Source organism: Streptomyces marokkonensis (genome assembly GCF_039539045.1).
GTDB lineage: Bacteria > Actinomycetota > Actinomycetes > Streptomycetales > Streptomycetaceae > Streptomyces > Streptomyces marokkonensis.
Genome location: NZ_BAABCQ010000099.1, coordinates 1 through 18,933 on the forward strand (window position 1 = coordinate 1; position 18,933 = coordinate 18,933).

Genomic DNA, 18,933 nt, shown 5'->3' on the forward strand with positions numbered 1-18,933 from the left:
CCGGACCCGGGGGCCAGGCGCCCCATTGCGGGGCCACGAGAAAGGTAACGGGGCCTGGACACGCTGATCGGCGCCGATCTCGTCGAGGCCTTCACGCTGGTCGTGGTGCTGCCCTTCTGGCGCGACCTGGCGAAGGGTTCACGATCAGCTAGCTGGGCCCGCCCCAGCCCGGCCCTGGACGAGGGCCCGGCATGGCGGGACCGTCGAACCCACCCCTGCCACCCGCACCGTCCGAATCAGCGACAATGTACGGCGTCGAGTGCTTCGGTGAAGTAGACGGCGAGCGGCCGGTCCGCGCCGGCCCGGGTCCAGGCTTCTCCGGCGACGTCGAGACACGTGATCGCACTTGCCACGACGGCCGCAGCACGCAGGTCGGCCGTTTCCTCGGGCGGACCAAGACGCCGGCGCACCTCGGGGACGAGGTCGGACTGCCAGCGCAGGTGCTTCTCGATGCTGCGGGCTCGCAGGGACGGGCTGCCGTACATCATCCGTGCGACCGCGAGCGTGCGCTCCTCGTCCGCCTCCGCGTCTCCGACGGCCAGCATCGCGGAGCGCAGCGCTGTCCAGAGGTCCTCGTCATCGGGATGCTTCGCGAGTTCGGCACTCACCCGCGTGCCTTCATCGGCGAGACCGCCGAGGACGACGTCCTCCTTCGTTCCGAAGTAGCGGAAGAACGAGCGCCGGGACACGCCCGCCACCGCGACGATCTCGTCAATCGTGGTCTGCTCGAACCCCTTCCGGAGGAACAGGTCCATCGCGACCTGGACGATCTCCGCCTGGACGGAACGACGGGTCCGGTCCCACAGCCGCTCCACCGAACCTGCGCTCTCCGTCATACGACCAGCATAACCACGTGTTACCACGGCCCTTTCGAGTGGTCATCGGCGCTGCGCCATGGCGCGGGTCATCATCCGTCCGATGGTTCGCGTCATCCGATGGCGGCCGAGCAGCCGCGAGACACCAGCGGCGACCCGGTTCCCACCCCCGACGATGACGCTCGGCTTCGGATCGCGGTGATCGAGTGCGCCCAGCGCGGTCCGGACAACCGCCGACGCTGTCATCCGCCGGCTGTTGCCGCTCGCGCTCTCCCCGGCCACGTCGAAGAACTCCGTCTGCGTCGCCCCTGGCGAGACGGCGAAGACCTTCACCCCCGAGCCCAGCTCCTCGTACCAGAGCGCCTCGGTGAAACTGAGCACGAACGCCTTGGACGCGCCGTAGACGGCCATGGTGGGGCTCGCGTTGTACGCGGCCATGCTCGCGATGTTGATCAGGAAGCCCTCTCCCCGCTCGCGAAGGCGCGGGAGGAAGGCATGACTGATCTCCACGACGCCGAGGACATCGAGTGCGATCTCGGCCTTGAGCCGATCGAGCTGCTCGCCGCGGAAGAACCCGTGGTTGGCGAACCCCGCGTTGTTGACCACTCCGGCGACATCGATCCCGAGCCGGTCGATCTCGGCACGCAGCGCTTGTCCCGCCCCCGGTTCCGTCAGGTCCATCGGCAGGGCCGTGGCGCGAGCACCGTGGCCGGACAGCTCCGAGGCCAGCGCCTCAAGACGCTCGGCGCGGCGGGCGACGAGCACGGTGTCATGGCCGCGCGCCGCGAGCTGTCGTGCGAACTCCGCACCGATGCCCGCACTCGCCCCGGTCACGACTACCGCTCCAGAGGTGTTCATAGCTTTCCCGCCTTCTCCTGTAAGTGGGTTGGACCTGAACCGGCCGGAACGCTCCTGCGACTCGCCGACCGGCCCGGGGTCCGCGACCTTTGCCGATACCGAATGCCATGCTGGCACTCGGTGTCAGGATGGCATACGGTACACCTCATGGTCGGAGCACCGCTCCGTCGTCCCAAGGAGGAAGCGGCAATGACCAAAACGACTTACCCGCCCGGACCCCGGCGGAGAGGCAGAGGCCGTCGAGCCCTGTTACCGGTCACGTCGGTAGTGGTTGCGTGGACCCTGGCGGTGTTCACGCCCACGTTCGCCGCACCAGCCGGTACCCAGGCGGCTGACGCTTCGCCGACGGGCGGGACTGCGGTTCGTTCGTGCGAGAGCATGATCGACTTGCGTCTGCCCGGCAGGAGGGTAGAGAGCGCCACTTCGGTCGGTGCCACAGAAGAGCTTCCGGCCTACTGCGACATTCAGCTCACGGTGACCGACCCTGCGTCGGACGAGTCGTTCCGGGTCGGGGTGTTCCTCCCCTCCGCGACATGGAACGGCAGGTTCGTCGGTACCGGCGGCGGCGGCTTCATGGGCGGGGGGCCGGACGAGCCGTGCGGCCGGTACGACCCTTGCTCCCTGGCGGACGGCTACGCCACGGCGAACACCGACGCCGGAGTACCTACGACGAACAACCAGGGGGAGTTCGCACTCAGCCCCGACAACACCCTCAACAAGCCCGTTGTCGATATCTGGAATCACCTGTCCATCCATCAGACGGCTGTCAGCGCCAAGAAAGTGATCACCGCCTACTACGGCAAGGGCCCCGCCTATTCCTACTTCTACGGCGGCTCGGCCGGTGGTCGCCAGGCCATGATGGAGGCGCAGCGCCACCCGCACGACTATGACGGTCTCGCCGTGTTCTGGCCGGCACTGAACTTGTCGCGCTTGCTTCCCGCCTCGCTCTGGCCACAGGTCGTGATGAACGTGGCCGGGCACTTCATCCCGCAATCGACATTCGGGGCGGTGAACGACAGGGCGATCGCCCAATGTGACGGACGTGACGGCGTCCACGACCGCATCGTCTCCGACTGGCGCGCCTGCGGCTTTGATGCCCGCACCCTGATCGGCGATGTACTCACCGCGCAGGAAGCCGACATCATCAACAAGATATGGAAGGGCCCGCGCGGCACCGACGGCAGGTTCCTCTGGCACGGCCCGCCTCCCGGCACTCCGCTCGGCCGAATGGCGGGCACCGTGACCGACGAGGACGGGACCACCTCTCCACAGCCGCGAACAGACGCCCTGACATGGGTCACGCACTGGGTTCTCCAGGACCCGGACTTCGACTGGCGCACCCTCACCTACGAGAAGTTCGCCGACGTCTTCGAGAGGTCGGTCGCGAAATGGGAGCGGACGGTCGACGCGGTGGATCCCGACCTTTCCGCCTTCCGCGCAACCGGGGGCAGAATGGTCATCACGCACGGCACCTTCGACGGCTCCATCCCCGTGCAGGGGACCGTCGATTACTACAACAGGGTCGCGGACAGGATGGGCGGCATCCGTGAGGTCCAGGACTTCGCGCGGCTCTTCCTGGCTCCTGGCGGCGGACACGAGACTCTCATCAGGTCGCACCCTCACCCCGGTCTGATGCCCGCCGGGTACTACGGCGGACTTCCGAGCCCCGGCAGTGCGCTGGAGGCGGTCGTGAACTGGGTCGAGAAGAAGAGGAAGCCCACGACACTGCTCGGCGTCGGCGAGGGATCGACCGGAGAGACCGGCATGAAAAGGCCGCTGTGCATGTACCCCCTTGCCGCACGCTACAAAGGCCACGGCGACACGAACGACGCGGACAACTTCCGCTGCGCCGCGAGGTGAGACCCCACTCAGGCAGAACTCGTTGAGCCCGGCCGGTGACGTTTCCTGATCCCTGCGGAAACGTCCGAAGGGGTCGGCCTCCTCGGAGGTCGCCCCCTTCGGACGTGCACGCCTGACGATTCGCGACGAATGACGAGAGGCGAAGGCGTCGAGATGGATCGCGGGCGTCTACGCGCTCAGCCACCACACCCAGCTCGCCATGGCCGCGCTCGAAGGCATCGGGCCCGAGGCGGTCCACGTCCACGGCTGGCCGGGATGGCTGCTGTTGGCCGTGCCGACCACACCCTCTTCACCCTTCCGTGGACGACCACGGGCACGGTCCAGGCAGTGTGGAGAACACAGGAGGACCGATGGGCCACAGGAAGTTTGTGATCACCACATCCGTCACCCTGGGCGCCACGATGGCGCAGTGGTCGGCCGCCGCGCCCGCGGGAGCGGCCCCCACTGCGGGCAGCCGGATCGGCGATGGCGTCCCCGATCACTTCATATCGGGCCGGACCCACCGGTTGACGTCCATAGGGGCATCGAGCTCGCCGTCCGGTACGAGGCGACCGTGTCGGTCGCACTCCTCAACGAGTGGCGGTGACCAGCGCCTTCCCTGCAAATCCTAGTCGACCCTGACCACGTACTTGCCCCGCACCCCGCCCGCTTCCAGCGCCCGGTGTGCCGCCGCTGTCTCTTCCAGCGGGAAGACCGTGTCCACCGCCGGCCGCAGTTTCCCCTCCGTGACCTGGCGGGCGAGGTCGTCGAAGAGCGGACGTCCGGGGTTGCCGCTGAAGAAGCGCACCCGGCCGCGTCCGTGGACGGCGCTGGCCGCGATGTAGCCCAGCGAGGCGGCGGGCCGTGTCAGGTCGAAGGCGATGGTGACCATGCGTCCGCCGGGCTTCAGCATCCGCCGCGTTCGCGCACCAGCTGGACACCTGTGCCCGGGCGCTCACCGAGGCGCTGGCCGACCCCGATCCGTGGCAGGGCTTCCGGCAACTGGTCGAGACGGTCTGCGAACTGCAACGGGAGGAACGGGGCTTCCCTGCCGCGTTCGTCGCGGCCTATCCGGACCGCAGACGAGAACACGCGCGGCTACGGGAACAGGCCGAGCGGGACTTCATGACCCTGGTCCGCAGGGCTCAGGCGGCGGGCGCGCTGCGGGCCGACTTCCACCCCTCCGACCTCGCCGTGGCCCTGTTGTCCCACTGCGGTCTGGTCACCGCACTACCGGGTGACCGCGCGGCGTCCCGGCGTCTGGTGGCGTACCTGCTCCAGTCGTTCCGCGCCGAGGCGGCCCACGGAGCGCTGCCGGCGCCGAGCGAACTGTCGCTGAGCAGTCTTCCGCTCGCGGCCGACGGCTCGCAGGGACAGCGGCCCTCCAGAGCCTGATACGAAGCGGCGCCTGCCCGCGTGGCCACCATGTGCTCGGCCGCGCCCCGCGGGGCACCGGTGCGGGTGAGAGCGGCGAGCAGGGGTGACGTGGGCCGTACCGCCTCGGGCAGCGAGCCGTGGGCCGGTTGTCCACGGTCCGGTCGAGTGGGCCGGCTCTGGTGAGCGGGACGAGTTCGTCGGCGCGGGCGGCGAGCTGCTGTTGCTTCCTGGAGGCGCTGCCGCTCGGCTCCGCGGCCGCTGGTCGGCGGCGAACTCGTCCTGGACGTCGGCGTCGGCCTTCGGGTACTACGTCCCGCCGGTGGTGGCGAGCAGCTGCGCGATGCGTTCCCACTCCGTGACTTCTGCGGGGCCGCGTTGGGCCAGGTCCTCGCGGCCACGGTCGAGTTCGCCTCCTTCCGGTCACCGCGCCCAACTGCAGGCGGTCACCCGGTGGCGGTCAGCCGGCGCCGAAGCTCCTCCTCTGAAACGTCTTCCAGGTGGGTCAGAAATACCCATATGTGGCCCGAAGGATCCTTGAGGACGACGGTGCGATCACCATGAAACATATCTGTCGGCGGCTGGAGGATCTCGGCACCGGCGGCCTCTGCACGCTCCGCCAAACTGTCGACGTCCGGCACAAAGACATGCAGCGTGACGGACGTTCCTCCGCCGAGTGAGGCCGGCGCGGCGAAGGAGCCGACCTCCGACTCGTCCGCGCCGGCGTCGCCCAACATCAGCGTCGATCGTCCGACGGTGATCTCCGCGTGCAGAATCCCGCCGCCCGGAGCATCGACCCTGAAGTCCTCACGGGCGCCGAACGCCCGCTGGTAGAAATCGATCGCCTCGGCGGCGTCATCGACCATGATGTGCGGGATTACGGCATAGCGGTAACGGTGGGGGATCTCGATGTGAGCTGTGGTCTCGGCCATGGCGAACCTCCTGGAAGGGAACCGCTGGTCAGTTCCTGCGGCTCTGGAATGAACCTAGAAGCTGAAGCTTGGTCGAGGTCAAGCGCCGGCGTGTCCCCTTCAGGGGCGTGTCCGCAGGACGCCCCTGGCAGCCGTGGCAGCCGTCCGCAACGAGTGCGCTACTACGATCTTGGTGACAACAGGTCTGCTCTTGTGACAGGGCTCGCCGGCGGTGGCGGCGAAGGCGAGCACGGCGTCGAGGGAGAAGACGTCGCCCGCCGACCCGGCGCGGCCTCCTTCGGCTTGTTCCGGGGACATGAAGCCCGGTGTGTCCATGGTCGCGCCGGTTCCGGTGAGCGCGGTGGCCTCCATCGCGCGGGCGATCCCGAACCGGTAACGGCCCCGCCTTGGCTACGGCCTCGGCCAGGGACGGCCCGGGCACGTAGACGGTGGCGATCCACGGTGGATCGTCCTCCGGGCCGGCCGCGACCACCGGAGCGGTGAACGCGCCACTGACCGCCCGCGCGGCCGTGACCTCCCGCCGGAAACGACGCCAAAACTCCGCCTGCCTCGCCAGATGCGGATACACAACCTTCACCGCCACCGCCCGCCCACCCGGCGAACGGCCCACAAACACCTCGCCCATCCCCCGGCACCCAGCCGACCGAGCAACGCGAAGTCACCCACACGCACCGGATCCCCCAACGCCAGCGGCTCCATAGCGCCGCCTTCCCTCTACCGGAACTACCCATCCGACGACCCGTCCGAGACCTACCCAACCATCAAGGCCTGCCCGTCCCAGTTCAACCTTGACCTCGCGGGCGTCCCTGGTCCGGTGCTGACAGCACTGCGGCCGCGCCCTGACAGTCAGTCGACCAGGGCAAATGCGGTGCACGGTGGCTCTCGGCCCCCCGCTGGACCGAGGGCCGTGCACGCCGAGAGGGGGCGCTGCTCAGTGCTCGTACAGATCGAGGGGTTACGACCTGCCTGCCTGTCTCAGGCGGCAGATGTCTCATGCCCAACCGTCGCGTCCGGCGTCCCGCGGGCGACGCTCCAACGGGTGCGCGTACGCCAAGGACGGTGGAGGATCCGGGGATCCGCACAGTTGTGGGTGGAAATGCCTGATGCCGGTCCGGCTGGATGAGTGGCTGAGGGCGGTGGTGGTCAGCGGTGTTTGATACCGGCCTGGGCGGCGGGGGCGAGGCTCGGTTCGGTAACGGGAGCGTCGCCGAGCGCCCGGTCGACGGCGCTCAACACGTCGTCGGGCAGTTCCACACCGGAGGCGGCGGCGTTGCTGTGTACCTGTTCGGGTCGGGAGGCGCCGGTGATGGCGGAGGCGACTTCGCTGCGGCGCAGGACCCAGGCGAGGGCCAGGGTGGGCATGTTCAGCGCGGCCTGTTCGGCGATCGGGGCGAGACGCTGGACTGCTTCGAGGGTGGCGTCACTGTAGACGAGGTCCTGGGAGACCGCCATGTCCGCGGAGGCGAAGCGGCTGCCCTCGGGGACGGGCTGCCCGGGCTTGTACTTGCCGGTGAGGACGCCCTGGGCGAGCGGGGACCAGACGATCTGGGAGATGCCGTTGGCGGCGCACAGGTCGAAGACCTCGACCTCGGGTGCCTGCCACAGCATGGAGTACTGCGGCTGGGAGGAGACGAACAGGTCGGGTCCGGCGATGTCGATGCCGGCCTGGATCTGTTCGGGGGTCCATTCGCTGAAGCCGAGGTAGCGTGCCTTGCCCTGTTCGACGACCTTCTGGAACGCCTCGATGGTGTCCTCGATCGGTACGGCAGGGTCGAAGCGGTGGGCCTGGTACAGGTCGACGTGGTCCGTCTTGAGGCGGGAGAGGGAGGCGTCGATCTGCTTGGCGATCTGATCCGGAGACAGGCCCTGGTCGGCCGGGTCGTCCGACATCGGGCCCCACACCTTGGTGGCCAGGATGTAGGAGTCGCGGGGGTGGGAGGAGAGGATCTCGCCCCAGGCAGTCTCTGCGGCGCCTTGTCCGTAGACGTTGGCGGTGTCGAAGAAGTTGATGCCCGCGTCGAACGCCGCCTCGGTACAGGCCCGGGTTCTGTCGGCCTCGACGCCGCCGGAGTAGGTGAGCCAGGAGCCCAGGGAGATCTCCGAGACCCGCAGGTCCGAGCTGCCGAGTGTGCGGTAGCGCATGGTCGCTCCTTGCGTCGGTCGGTTGTTGTGGGGACGAGCAGCAGGTCAGCGGCGGAGGGCGGCCGGTTGCGGGGAGGGTGAGGCAGTTGCTGTCGGCCGGAGCGGTGACGGTTTCCGGGGTGATGATCTCCTCGGATACGGTCCAGAACCTGCGGAGCCAGGATCACGTCGGCGGCGGACAACTGCGACCTGAGGTGCTCCAACGTGGGCTGGCCGATGAGCGCCGAGGTGACCGCAGGATGGTTGAGTACGAAGGCGATCACCGTGACGATCGACGTCGTCCCGTTGTTCCGTTCTCGGCCAGGCGGGCGAGGGCCTCGGTCGCCTGAAGCTTGCGCTGGTTGACCTACGGGGACAGTGGGACAGGTGGAAGCGGCCGGTCAGTCGCTGTCGGGCCGGACATGGATGGGCGGGTGCCTCAGCGAGGCGGCCTCGACGGCCCGGGTGATCCAGCGTCGCGAGCTGTCCCGCTGATCGGGGTCCCCGCCCATCGGGTTGTCGAACTTGGCGGCCGGCACCACGTGGTCCCGGCGGTACTTGATCGCCCTGCCGGCGACTACCTCGGGTTGGTTTGTGTCAGCGACACGGTGTGCTGTCTCGAGCATAAGCTCCCGGCGCACCGCGCGGCACGGCTGCCCCCGGTGCTCGCGTCCGCGCGCCCCCTTCTTCCGCCTCCCCACTCTGCCGCCCTGCCACAAGGCTGCTGTGCGGCAGTTGGCCCACTTCCTTTCCGAGCGAGACCTACTACACGGAAACAGCCCAGAGCGTCTTCATCCTCTGAGCGCTCGACTGGTGCAGCCAGGGGCAAGCGCCGGTGCCGTCCGCCTCCGACGGCTCTGTAGATCATCGGAGCTGATCAGCAAACCCGTGGAGGGTGCCCGGCATGGCGACGGGCCGCTGTTCGGGGAACGCAGCCCCGGTGCTGGGCCGGGCGGCGTTCCGGCCGCCGCCCGGTGGCACAAGGAGACCGTGTCAGTCGTCGAGGGCGTCGAGCACAGGCTTCAAGCTGACGAACTTGAAGTTCGTGGCCTCCCTGTCCGTCTCGTCCGGCTTGTCATCGCCGTCCTGGACAACGAGCAGACCGTGCGGGTACTTCTTCCCGAGCGGCTCGTTGAGGACGGCGGCGCCGTCGCTCTCCTCAGTGCCGTCGAGGCTGTCCGAGGTGGCGACCACCCGGAAGCCACCTTCGTACTCGTTGTCGTCGTCCAGTTCTCGGTCGTACGCAGCGAAGCTGTTGTCGCCCTGGCTGGAGGCGAGCAGGTAGCCGTCGCCGTCTTCCTGGTTGAGCAGGGTGAGGCCCTCGACATCGGCCGACAGGCGCCTGCCGCCGTAGCCCGGGTCCTCGCCCGGGACGCACTCCTCGGTCTCCTCGTCGTAGGTACCCGGCACCCCGTACTCACGGACCCTGTCGATCAGTTTCGGAGTTCCGCGCAGGTCGGCGTCCAGGCGCCAGATGCCGACGTCCTCCTGGCCCGCGTACAGCGTGCCGTTCTGCGGGTCGACGACCATGCCCTCGACCTGGGGCAGCTCGTCCGGCTCACCGCACGGCGCCCAGGCCCTGCCGTTCGGCAACTTGAACGTGGAGGGCAACTGGAGGGTTCGAACCTTGCGGTAGGACACCGTACCGTCGGCGGCCCCCGTCAATTCGAGCAGGCTGAGCGCGGTGCGCTCCCGCTGGCTGACCACCGCGTACGAGCGGCCACTGGACGGTTCCGTCCACGTGGCGAGTCCGTACGCGGTCCGCTGTTCGTTGGTCTCCTCCTGCGAGGACGAGTGGATCATCGGCGCTGAGGGGTCGGTAACGTCGATGAGCGGAGTGTCGGAGTTGCCGCTGTCGATACGGTAGATCCGCAACCGGTCACTGCCGCGGTCGCTGGTGACGGCAAGGTCGGCCTTGGCTGAGCCGATCCTCATGCCGTGCACGAGGTCGACGTTGTTGAACCGGCCGGGGGCGTCGCCCGGTCCCGGTGCTTCGGGCGCGGCCACGGATTGCACTTCGCGGGCGTCCAGGTTGTAGACGCGCAGACCGCCCTCCTTGGCAGTGGCGACCACCAGGCTGCGGTCCGGGTCCGCCGGGTCGCGCCAGATCGCCGGATCGTCGGCGTCCGCGTTTCCGCCCGCCTCGTCGTCGAACTCGGGAGGGGTCTCCGCGACCGGCCTGACACCGGGCAGGTCTCCGGTCGCCACTGCCGCGTGAGGTGTCACCATGGCGAGGGCGGCGAGGGCGGCGAGCAGTGTGAAGCGGCCGACGACGGTACGGTCTCGGACGGACTGAGCCATGAGATGTGATCCCTTCATGCCGCGAACATGGTGAGCTCACCCTGAAGTCGTCCTGTGAAGGGTTGCCGAGGAGTAGCAGAACGAGGGGCTGTCCTGAAGGTGAACAACACACGCCGACCGCGCCGGGCCGCACCAGTGCGTCGGGACGGCAGGACGCAATTCACTGAGGTGTGCGGGCCGACGGTGGGCCGGATGCGTGGCCTTCCGGCCGACACGGCCATGGGGCGGCCGACTGGCGGCGCTCGTGGGATGGTTGACGCTGTCTGGGGCGGGATGCCGAGGGTGAGCGTCTGTGCGCCCCCGCAAGCCCTCTCCCCGCCCGCCCCCGGGCCGGCGCACCGTCGAATGCATGGTGGACACAACGGAGCAGGCGTGTGCGGGGCGTGGGGACGGGAGCGACTGCCCGAACGGAGAGGTCCTGCCGACCGGGCCGGGGCCGGGCGAGGTCCGGTGCGAGGAGTGCCGGCACCACTGGGAGATGGACACCATGGAGCCAGGCCGGCGCACGGCGCCGGACGAGGGTCTGACGCAGCCGATGGGGGATCCGCGGGAGACAGGGCACGGGACCGCCGCATAGGCCGGTCAGTGGTCGGTGAGGTCCCGCAGCTCGCTGCGTACCTGGTCGGTCGACCGCGGTTCCATGGGGCGTCGTTCTCCGTCCCTCGATGTCCGCCTCTCGACATCGTGCGGGGTCACGGGGTCACGAGGGGTGCCGCCGGGCGATGAGCCGCGCCTTCCGAGGGAAGCGGGCGCGGCGCGGGCATCCGTGGCGTGGTTGTCGCCGCCGGCGGGCAAAGAGTGATTCGGCCGGCGCCGGTGCCCCGGCCAACCGAGGACAGCGACTTCCGCACGAGGCGCCTGGTCGTGAGAGTGCCGGCGGGCCCGAACAGGCGGGGCTGATCGAGGGTGTCGGGGCTCTGGCGCTGGTTCTTCTTCCCATCACTCAGTGTGCGGCGTGCCCAGGATCTCGGTCATCACCGAGTCGATCGGGGAGCCGTTCAGCAGCTTTCCGAGTTCCTCGACGCCGTGTTGCCGTTGCGGTGGAGTGAGCGTGAGGTACTGCTCGATGCGTTCGTTGAATGTCTTCCGGTACTTCGCGTAGAGCTCCCGGTTCTCCCGGATACGGCCGGCCAGCTCGACCAGGGCGGCGGTGCCGTCGAAGTCGTCCTCCGGCAGCGGATGACACGGAACCACATCCCTGAACCGGCCCCCGGAACGGCCGAACAACGTGCCTTCCAGTGCGCGCATGGTGAAGACATGGGCGTAGTGCTGTTCGTGGATCGCCAGGGGAAGCCGCCCGAGAGTGATCGATTCGTGGAGTGCCGTCAGCCCGGGAGCCAACAGGTAGTCCGCAGTGGTCGCCGCCGCCCGGAGCAGTTCACGCTGGCTCAGGAGACGGCAGTCGGCCCGGCCGCCCGCGGCCCGGATGGTCTGTTCCCGGCCCTCACCGAACGGGCCGCCGCAAAGGAGTACGCGACGGAATCGGGGCCAGTCACGCAGCAGATCCGGAATCCACCGGTGGAGCAGGCGTACATAGTCGTTGTTGACGTCGAAGCCCAGGAGGAAGTTCTTGAAGCCTCCGATGTTGATCAACAGGTCATGTGTCGGTTCGGCGGTGCGCACGACGTCTCGTAGGCCTTCGACGTCGACGATCGAGCCGGTCACATGTATGCGGGGCCCCTCACCGAGGGCGGCGAGCCCGGCCGCCCGCTCGGTGACGCCGGGGAAGTTCTGAACGACACTGTGTGTGGCGAGCAGGTGAGCCGCGACGACTCGCTCGTGCGGTGAAAGGCCTGACAGGTGCTGGTCGGCGGCCGCGAAGCGGGAACGTGGCAGGGCCGTGCACAAGTCTTGGATCTCGGTCAACGGTCGCGTGAGCTGCCAGAAACTGAACAGGCTGTCCACCATGGTCACGGGCCGCCGGGCCACGACGGACCGGAGCACCAACTCGGCGTCCATGACCGAGACCACCTGATCACTGCACCGCAGCAGGTCGTCGAGCATGGCGGACCTGGCGTTCTCCGACAGCCCGCTGGTGTCGTACATGGCGTCGAAGGCATCGGGGTTGCGCCGGGCGAAGACCGCGGCGACACCGTCCCCGACGAACACCCGTTCGTGCTCGTGGAGTGGCCGGGAGACCGCGACGAGTTCGGAGACCGGACCGAAGCCGCAGTTCTGCGCCCCCATCACGATCCGCACGTCACTGCCCTCCGCCGGTGCTTCCCCGCTGCGCGCCCGCCGCGCCGGTCGCGGGGGTGAGCACCTCGACGAGCCGTTCGGCGAAGTCCGCGGGGTACCTCGCGTAGCCGACGTGCCCACCGGGGAACAGTTCCACGTCGCGGCCGAGCCGGTCGGCGAGGGCGAGCGTCGGGCGGTGCACAAGGTCCCCTCGTGAGGCAAGGCCACCGGCCCACACCACTTTCTCCGCCACGTCCTCCAGCGCGGCGAGGTCGGGTGCGAAGCGGGTGAACGGCCGGACGAAGTGGGTCAGGAAGAAGTCGGTGTTGTTGTGCACTTCGGGAAGGGCCGGCGCGGGTCGGCCGCCGTGGAGGGCCTGCAGTTTGGTGAGGGCCGGCGCCATTCCTTCACGGAGATGTGTCTCGCAGACATCGTCGAGAAGCGCCAAGTGCCGCGCGGCGTCGGGAAGGATGCTCAGAGCAGGTGGCTCGTGGACGACGACCACGTGGACTCTGCCCGGGTGGCGGATGGTGAGCTCCAGCGCGATGAGCCCGCCCGAGCAGCTCCCGAAGACGTACACGGACTCCTCCGGGCGGGTGAGGTGCTCGATCAGGCGGTACGCGTCGTCGGCGTGCTCCTCGACCTTCTGGTCCACCGGAGGCCCGTCGAGCACGCTCCGGGAGTTCCCGCGCGGATCATAGGTGACGACGCGGTGGCTGCCGGCCAGGACGGCAGCCAAGCGTTTGAACACCGCCGCGTCCGAGTTCCCTCCCCCGATGAGCAGCAGGAGCGGCCCTTCACCACCCCGCACCTCGAAATAGATCTTTGCGCCCGGTACCGCGAGCGTCCCGCTGTTCAACGGATTCATCACACTCCAGGGGCTCGGCCGGTGTGATGTCACAGCGTCGCACGGAGAATTCGGACAGTGCAGGGCGCGCGGGAGTGGGTTACCGACTTCATGAGCGCCCCGTGGCCGCATGCGCTTCCCCCTGCTGCCGTGCGCCGGTCTTGCGGCGAGACGGGCTGGGCATACCGCTCGCATTGGCCAGTTCTCGCCATGTGCTCTCAGGCAAGGAGGCCCGGTTTGACGGGCATCGAAGAAGTGCGAAGGATCCTTCGTGACTTGGGAATCGAGGAAGAGCTGCTGCGCCCGGACGCGCGGTTGCGTGCGCACCTCGGGCTCGATTCCGTCGACCTCACGCAGATCCAGGTGGAACTGGCCGAGCGCTTCGACACCCGCGTCGATCTCTGGGCAGAGCATGATCTCACCGTGCGGCAGCTCGCAGACGCCGTCGGCGACCGTCGGCCTGGTGCGGGTGCCTGCGGAGAGTACCGGGACCGTGGCTGGTGGCGTCCGGAATTCCTGGACGACCTCGTGCTGAGCACCCGTGTGCACGTGGGGCACCGGGTCGCAGTGGTCGACGCCGAGCACACCTTCACCAGGGCAGAGCTCGACGCGGCGGTATCCGGTTGCGTCGCCGGGCTGGCGCGCGCGGGCATCCGGCCCGGCGACACCGTGCTCGTCCAACTGCCCAACCAGGCCAGACTGGTGATCCTCACACTCGCGCTGATCAGGCTCGGTGCGCGCCCGGTTCTCGCCCTTCCCGCCTTGCGTGAGCACGAACTCGAGACGGTGGTCACCGCGTTGTCACCCACCGCGCTGGCGGTGCCTGCCCGACATCAGCGCTTCGACCACCTGCGGCTCGCCGAGAGGCTACGTGAACGGCACCAGTCGGTGCGGACCGTGCTCGTGTCGGGTGCCGGCGACCGGGCCGTCGGCCATGTGGACATCGACCGCCTCGTCGAGGCCGGTGATCCGGCTTCCGCCCACCCGGACCGGCGGCCCTCGGACACCGCCCTCTTCCTGCTGTCGAGCGGAACCACGGGCGCCCCCAAAGCGATCGCCCGAACCCATGAGGCGATGGGTCACGTGATCCGTTGTGCGGCAGCGGTCTCGGGGCTGACACCAGAATCCGTGTTCCTCGCCGTCCTGCCGGTGACGCATGGTTTCGCATTCTCCGCTCCAGGAGTACTCGGCACGCTCGCCTGCGGCGGAAAGGTCGTACTGTCCGACCCGAACGATACGGCCGCCGCCCTGGCGCTGATCGAACGAGAACGCGTCACACACTGCGCACTCACCCCGGCGCTCGCGCGGCAGTGGCTCCTCGCCCGCGCCGCTTCCAGCGGTCCTGACCTCTCGAGTCTGCAAGTCCTGCAGGTCGGCGGGGCTCGCCTGGACGAATCCACGGCTGCCCGACTGAGCCGTGTTCTCAACTGCCGAATCCAGCAGGTGTACGGCATGAGCGAGGGACTGCTGAACTTCACCCGGCTCGATGACCCGCCCGAGGTGGCGTTCAGCACGCAAGGACGCCCCTCCTCGCCCGGTGACGAGACCCTCGTGGTCGACGGCGAGGGCCGGCCCGTCGCCGACGGTGAGATGGGCGAACTCCTGGTCAGAGGGCCCGGTGTCATCACGGAGTACCACGGTGGCGCGGCAGCCGCGTCGTTCACACCCGACGGCTTCTACCGCACCGGCGACCTGGTCCGTCGCCACGAGTCCGGCAACCTTGTGGTCACCGGACGCGTCAAAGACGTGATCAACCGCGGGGGCGAGAAGGTCCCGGCGGACGAACTGGAGGCGTTGGTACTGGCCCACCCCGATGTGCGGGCCGCCGCGGCCGTCGCGATGCCCCATCGTGTACTGGGTGAGGTCGTCTGCCTGTACGTCGTGGGCGGCAACGAGGGAGCACCGTCCCTGCCGGAGCTGCGCGGGTATCTGGAGGACGGCGGACTGGCCCGGTTCAAGCTGCCCGAACGGCTCGTCCAGGTTCCGGCACTCCCCTTGACGGCCGTAGGCAAGACGGACAAGGTACGGCTGCGCCAGGACATCGTGGCCCGCCTGGAGACCGAAGGCTGACGTGGCCGGGCCGGGGTGCCGTTGCCGAGGACGGCGGGTGGTCGACCGGTGCCGGCCGTGGATCTCTCTGGTCCTGCGGGACCGGGAGACCCGCGACTTCGTCACCGAGTTCTTCCGGTGTGCTCACGCGCCTGCTCCCTGGCCGGCCCGGGAGTGCTGAGCGACGGGCTACCGGATGTGCGCCGGCAGGGCAGCCTGCGCAGTGGGCTGTGGTCGGGGGCCGTCGGTGTGGAAGGGGCGGGCGAACCGGTCGGTGGCGAGCGGATCCGCGCGGCCGTCGCGGACGAAGGCGGGGCCGGACGGCGTCGCATTGCGGACCGTGCCGTCCGCATGCTCCGCCCACTTCCGCGCACCCGTGTCGTTGCACGTCCACAACTGGATCCGCGTAGCGTCCGCGCTCCCCCCTCCGGGGCATTCAGGCACTTGCCCAGCCTCCTCAGCGTGCCGTGGTCCGAGACCGTCCGCGTCTGTGCACCGGACCGACGAGGGCGTCGACGATGGCGGCCACTTCCGCGCGGTCGGTGGGCCGTGGGTCGACGGAGTTGTGAATGGAAAGCCCCTCGATCAGTGCGTCGAGGGCCCGCGCGGTGAGCGGGTCGAAGTGTCTGGCCAACGAGTCCCGGCTGGCCTGCATCCAGGACCGCATGACAGTGCGCACCTCGGGGTGGCGGGTGGCGAAGGCGTAGAGCTCATAGCTGAGCAGGAGGTTGTGGTCGGTTCCCCAGACTTTGCCGCAGATGATCTCGACGACCGCCTCCTGCGCTTCCCGGGGAGTCCGGGCCGCCTCCAGGAGGGCCCCGTACCGCGTGGAGACGGACTCGGCGTGCCGGGTGAAGGCGTCGGTGAGCAGGTGCTGCATGTCGTCGAAGTAGTAGGTGAGTGAGCCGAGCGGTACCCCGGCCGCGTCCGCGATCTTGCGGAAGGTCACTTTGATGGCGCCGTGCTCGGCGATGACGTCGAGCGCGGCGTCGAGGATGCGTTCGCGGCGGCGGGGGTCGTTGGGGCCGCGGGTGCTGCCTGTCATCGCCGTTGTCTGCCTCTCTTCTCGGAGATCCACCCAGTGTGTACATTTGTGCATACTCGGTGGGTGCGCGGACTCGTTGCCTGCCAGCCCATTCTGTCGAATGCCAGCGGAGCCCCTCCTTGATAGACCGCGCCATGCCGGACCGCGTCGTGCGCCGACGCCGTCGTGCGCTGTTCCTCTTCTTCTTCCTCAACGGCATCGCGATGTCCTCCTGGGTCACGCGCACTCCGGACATTCGTGATCACCTCGGAGTGTCCACCGGGCAGATGGGACTGGTGCTCTTCGGGCTGTCGGTCGGCTCCATGGCCGGCATCCTGTGTTCCGGCCGCTTCGTGTCGAGGTTCGGCACCAGGCCCGTAACGGCACTCGCGACCCTGTTGGTCGTCGCGAGCGTGGTCATCGTCGCCGTGGGCAGCGCACTCGCCTCCGCACCGCTGGTCACCGCGGGACTGTGTGTGTTCGGCGCGGGGATCGGGTCGGGTGAGGTGGCGATCAACGTGGACGGCGCCGATGTGGAACGGATCACCGGCACGGCCGTTCTGCCCACGCTGCACGGATGCTTCAGCCTGGGAACCGTCATCGGGGGCCTGGCCGGGATGGCGGCCACCGCCGCGTCGTTCCCCGCCCACTGGCACCTGGCGGCCGTCGCCGTGGTGGCGACCGCGATCTTCACGTACGCCATCGGCGCCGTCCCCGCCAAGACCGGAATCCGCGCCGCCCCGCCCGCCTCCGAGCAGACGCGGCTCCAGAGGCCGCAGGTGTGGAGGGATCGTAAACTCCTGCTCATCGGGGCCATCGTCCTGGCCATGGCTCTCGCCGAGGGGGCCGCCAACGACTGGCTGCCGCTGCTCATGGTCGACGGCCACGGACTGAACGCCGCGGTCGGCTCGCTCGTCTACGTGGGTTTCGCCGCGGCGATGACCCTGGGGCGCTTCAGCGGCACGTTCTTCCTCACCCGATACGGCCGGGCGACTGTCGTGCGGGCCAGCGCGATCTCCGGTGCCGTCGGTCTGTCCTTGGTCATATTCTCCGACAACGCCACCGTGGCGGCGGCCGCCGTCCTGTTCTGGGGCCTGGGCGCGTCCCTGGGCTTCCCGGTGGCCCTGTCCGCCGCAGGCGACTCGGGGCCCGACCAGACCGCCCGGGTCAGCCTCGTGGCAACGATCGGTTACATCGCCTTCCTGGTGGGGCCGCCCGCTCTCGGCTTCCTGGGCGACCACTACGGACTGCGTGCGGCCATGGTGGTGGTGCTGGCGTTCGTCGCCACGGCCATCTTCCTGGCCCCGGCCGCCGGTACCCGCACACGTGTCCCCGACTCCGTACGCGTCTGATCGTCCTCGATGCACCCGCCCGGGCACGTGTCCGGCACGGATTGCTCAGCACTTGGTGAGAGCCGGAGATCGTCCATGAAGCACGCACACGGGCCGATCGGCGTCCTCCTCCCCCGGTTTCCGATCCCTCGCGTCACGGGCGGCCGCCCACTAGGGAGCGAGTCAAGGTGGTGACGCCGTAGGCCGATAACCAGTTCATGTCGCACGCACACACACGCCGTACCGCTCTCACGACCGGGGCCCTGCTGGGAGTCGGAGCTCTCCTGGGCGCCGCCGCCCCGGCCGGCGCCACCGGCAGCGTCCTCACGGAACACCGCCTGAGCGACCGGCTGGTCGAACTGACCCTGAACTCCCCCGCTCTCGGCGGCCGGAGCACGGTGGCCCTGCTGACACCGCGCGGCTGGGACCGCCGCCGCCCCGGCGACCGCTGGCCCACTCTCTATCTGTTCGCGGGCGGAGACGGCGACCACACAACCTGGACAAGCCTGTTCGACGTGCAGGACTTGGCGGAGTTGCGTGACGTCCTGGTGGTCATGCCGGGCATGCCGCTCTTCGGCTTCTGGACCGACTGGTGGAACCACGGCGAAGGAGGCTCCCCCGAGGTGCGTACGTACTTCCTTCGCGAAGTCGTGCCCCTGGTGGAACAGAACTACGGCGCCGGGCCCAACAGGGCGGCGGCAGGCGAGTCCCAGGGCGGATTCGGCGCTCTGGGACTCGCCGCCCGTGTCACGGGACTCTTCGGCGCCGTCGCCGCTTTCGGAGCACCCGTGCACCCGGTCCGACACCCGGAGATGTGGCTCTCCGGTGCGAAGTTCGTCGGCGTGGACGGCTACGCGATCTTCGGTGACCCGTGGGAGCAGTGGAAGACCTGGCTCGACTGGGATCCGTACCATCACGCCCGGGGACTACGGCGCACACCCGTCTACCTCGCCTCCGGTGACGGAACGCCCGGCCCTCTTGACGGCGACGAGCCCGACCCCCACATCCCCGGCACCGAGAAATGGGTCGCGCTCGCCGACGACGGAGTCGTATCCGTCACCGAAGCCGTGTGCGGTGAGGAGACACGCATGCTCAGCGACCGTCTCACGTCCCTGGGCGCGCCCGTAACCACCCACATCTACCCAGGCGGGCACACCGGCACCTACGGCCACAGGGAACTGCGCCACGCCCTGCCGATGCTGACGGCAGCGCTACGCCGGTGACGCTCGCTTGGCCGAACGCCGTGCAGGGAGCCGGGTGAACG

15 protein-coding genes and 2 pseudogenes are annotated in these 18,933 nt (G+C 69.0%); 6 read left to right on the forward strand and 11 right to left on the reverse strand.

Annotated elements, in window-relative coordinates:
* Positions 1-236 precede the first annotated feature (236 nt).
* Both ABEA26_RS22875 and ABEA26_RS22880 read right to left on the reverse strand, forming a co-directional pair.
* Positions 237-836 (reverse strand): TetR/AcrR family transcriptional regulator, encoded by a 600-nt coding sequence (locus ABEA26_RS22875; RefSeq protein ID WP_345595006.1) that lies wholly within the window; start codon positions 834-836, stop codon positions 237-239.
* A 42-nt stretch (positions 837-878) separates the two neighbouring features.
* A complete protein-coding gene (locus ABEA26_RS22880) occupies positions 879-1,673 on the reverse strand; it encodes an SDR family NAD(P)-dependent oxidoreductase (RefSeq protein WP_345595008.1) in 795 nt (264 codons plus the stop codon).
* 288 nt (positions 1,674-1,961) lie between these two features.
* Between ABEA26_RS22880 and ABEA26_RS22885 the strand changes: the two genes are divergently transcribed.
* Positions 1,962-3,533 carry a tannase/feruloyl esterase family alpha/beta hydrolase gene (locus ABEA26_RS22885; RefSeq protein ID WP_345595010.1) on the forward strand — a complete coding sequence of 524 codons (1,572 nt, stop codon included), beginning with the start codon at positions 1,962-1,964 and terminating at the stop codon, positions 3,531-3,533.
* Between the two features lie 607 nt (positions 3,534-4,140).
* Here the strand turns inward: ABEA26_RS22885 and ABEA26_RS22890 are convergent.
* Positions 4,141-4,431: pseudogene (locus ABEA26_RS22890) on the reverse strand (zinc-binding dehydrogenase); the annotation flags it as partial.
* On the opposite strand from ABEA26_RS22890, the pseudogene ABEA26_RS22895 reads away from it, so the two are divergent.
* Positions 4,425-4,907: pseudogene (locus tag ABEA26_RS22895) on the forward strand (SbtR family transcriptional regulator); the annotation flags it as partial. The pseudogenes ABEA26_RS22890 and ABEA26_RS22895 sit on opposite strands and share 7 nt — an antisense overlap.
* 425 nt (positions 4,908-5,332) lie before the next feature.
* Here the strand turns inward: ABEA26_RS22895 and ABEA26_RS22900 are convergent.
* The 5 genes from ABEA26_RS22900 to ABEA26_RS22920 all read right to left on the reverse strand — a co-directional run bounded on the left by ABEA26_RS22900 (position 5,333) and on the right by ABEA26_RS22920 (position 10,240).
* On the reverse strand, positions 5,333-5,818 hold the full coding sequence (locus ABEA26_RS22900; protein ID WP_345595012.1) for a VOC family protein: 486 nt from the start codon (positions 5,816-5,818) through the stop codon (positions 5,333-5,335).
* Between the two features lie 99 nt (positions 5,819-5,917).
* Positions 5,918-6,169, reverse strand: coding sequence for a hypothetical protein (locus ABEA26_RS36400; RefSeq protein ID WP_425587883.1), 252 nt, complete (start codon positions 6,167-6,169; stop codon positions 5,918-5,920).
* 792 nt (positions 6,170-6,961) lie between these two features.
* Complete coding sequence (locus ABEA26_RS22910; RefSeq protein WP_345595014.1) at positions 6,962-7,960, reverse strand: aldo/keto reductase family protein; 999 nt, start codon at positions 7,958-7,960, stop codon at positions 6,962-6,964.
* Positions 7,961-8,340: 380 nt separating this feature from the next.
* Positions 8,341-8,565, reverse strand: a complete 225-nt coding sequence (locus ABEA26_RS22915; protein WP_345595015.1) for a hypothetical protein — start codon at positions 8,563-8,565, stop codon at positions 8,341-8,343.
* Between the two features lie 367 nt (positions 8,566-8,932).
* Positions 8,933-10,240, reverse strand: coding sequence for a phytase (locus ABEA26_RS22920; RefSeq protein WP_345595017.1), 1,308 nt, complete (start codon positions 10,238-10,240; stop codon positions 8,933-8,935).
* A gap of 349 nt (positions 10,241-10,589) precedes the next feature.
* Between ABEA26_RS22920 and ABEA26_RS22925 the strand changes: the two genes are divergently transcribed.
* Complete coding sequence (locus tag ABEA26_RS22925; protein WP_345595019.1) at positions 10,590-10,817, forward strand: hypothetical protein; 228 nt, start codon at positions 10,590-10,592, stop codon at positions 10,815-10,817.
* Between the two features lie 362 nt (positions 10,818-11,179).
* On the opposite strand, the gene ABEA26_RS22930 is transcribed toward ABEA26_RS22925, so the two are convergent.
* Both ABEA26_RS22930 and ABEA26_RS22935 read right to left on the reverse strand, forming a co-directional pair.
* Positions 11,180-12,439, reverse strand: a complete 1,260-nt coding sequence (locus ABEA26_RS22930) for a hypothetical protein (RefSeq protein WP_345595021.1) — start codon at positions 12,437-12,439, stop codon at positions 11,180-11,182.
* Position 12,440: 1 nt separating this feature from the next.
* Positions 12,441-13,286 carry an alpha/beta fold hydrolase gene (locus tag ABEA26_RS22935; protein ID WP_345595023.1) on the reverse strand — a complete coding sequence of 282 codons (846 nt, stop codon included), beginning with the start codon at positions 13,284-13,286 and terminating at the stop codon, positions 12,441-12,443.
* 255 nt (positions 13,287-13,541) lie between these two features.
* Between ABEA26_RS22935 and ABEA26_RS22940 the strand changes: the two genes are divergently transcribed.
* The gene (locus tag ABEA26_RS22940; RefSeq protein ID WP_345595025.1) at positions 13,542-15,335 is read left to right on the forward strand and encodes an AMP-binding protein; all 1,794 of its coding nucleotides are present in this window, start codon (positions 13,542-13,544) and stop codon (positions 15,333-15,335) included.
* A 436-nt stretch (positions 15,336-15,771) separates the two neighbouring features.
* Here ABEA26_RS22940 and ABEA26_RS22945 read toward each other — a convergent pair whose 3' ends face one another.
* Entirely contained in the window at positions 15,772-16,359 is a 588-nt protein-coding gene (locus ABEA26_RS22945) for a TetR/AcrR family transcriptional regulator (protein WP_345595027.1), read from the reverse strand.
* Positions 16,360-16,493: 134 nt separating this feature from the next.
* Here ABEA26_RS22945 and ABEA26_RS22950 point away from each other — a divergent pair, with 134 nt between their 5' ends.
* Complete coding sequence (locus ABEA26_RS22950; RefSeq protein ID WP_345595029.1) at positions 16,494-17,690, forward strand: MFS transporter; 1,197 nt, start codon at positions 16,494-16,496, stop codon at positions 17,688-17,690.
* Between the two features lie 197 nt (positions 17,691-17,887).
* Positions 17,888-18,892 carry an alpha/beta hydrolase gene (locus ABEA26_RS22955; RefSeq protein ID WP_345595031.1) on the forward strand — a complete coding sequence of 335 codons (1,005 nt, stop codon included), beginning with the start codon at positions 17,888-17,890 and terminating at the stop codon, positions 18,890-18,892.
* The last annotated feature ends 41 nt before the right edge of the window (positions 18,893-18,933 follow it).

Bases quoted from the DNA above. Each gene is read 5' to 3' on its own strand.
- ABEA26_RS22875 (WP_345595006.1), bottom strand. From the start codon at position 836: ATGACGGAGAGCGCAGGTTCGGTGGAGCGGCTGTGGGACCGGACCCGT.
- ABEA26_RS22880 (WP_345595008.1), bottom strand. From the start codon at position 1,673: ATGAACACCTCTGGAGCGGTAGTCGTGACCGGGGCGAGTGCGGGCATC.
- ABEA26_RS22900 (WP_345595012.1), bottom strand. From the start codon at position 5,818: ATGGCCGAGACCACAGCTCACATCGAGATCCCCCACCGTTACCGCTAT.
- ABEA26_RS36400 (WP_425587883.1), bottom strand. From the start codon at position 6,169: ATGGAGGCCACCGCGCTCACCGGAACCGGCGCGACCATGGACACACCG.
- ABEA26_RS22910 (WP_345595014.1), bottom strand. From the start codon at position 7,960: ATGCGCTACCGCACACTCGGCAGCTCGGACCTGCGGGTCTCGGAGATC.
- ABEA26_RS22915 (WP_345595015.1), bottom strand. From the start codon at position 8,565: ATGCTCGAGACAGCACACCGTGTCGCTGACACAAACCAACCCGAGGTA.
- ABEA26_RS22920 (WP_345595017.1), bottom strand. From the start codon at position 10,240: ATGGCTCAGTCCGTCCGAGACCGTACCGTCGTCGGCCGCTTCACACTG.
- ABEA26_RS22925 (WP_345595019.1), top strand. From the start codon at position 10,590: ATGGTGGACACAACGGAGCAGGCGTGTGCGGGGCGTGGGGACGGGAGC.
- ABEA26_RS22935 (WP_345595023.1), bottom strand. From the start codon at position 13,286: ATGAATCCGTTGAACAGCGGGACGCTCGCGGTACCGGGCGCAAAGATC.
- ABEA26_RS22945 (WP_345595027.1), bottom strand. From the start codon at position 16,359: ATGACAGGCAGCACCCGCGGCCCCAACGACCCCCGCCGCCGCGAACGC.
- ABEA26_RS22950 (WP_345595029.1), top strand. From the start codon at position 16,494: ATGCCGGACCGCGTCGTGCGCCGACGCCGTCGTGCGCTGTTCCTCTTC.
- ABEA26_RS22955 (WP_345595031.1), top strand. From the start codon at position 17,888: ATGTCGCACGCACACACACGCCGTACCGCTCTCACGACCGGGGCCCTG.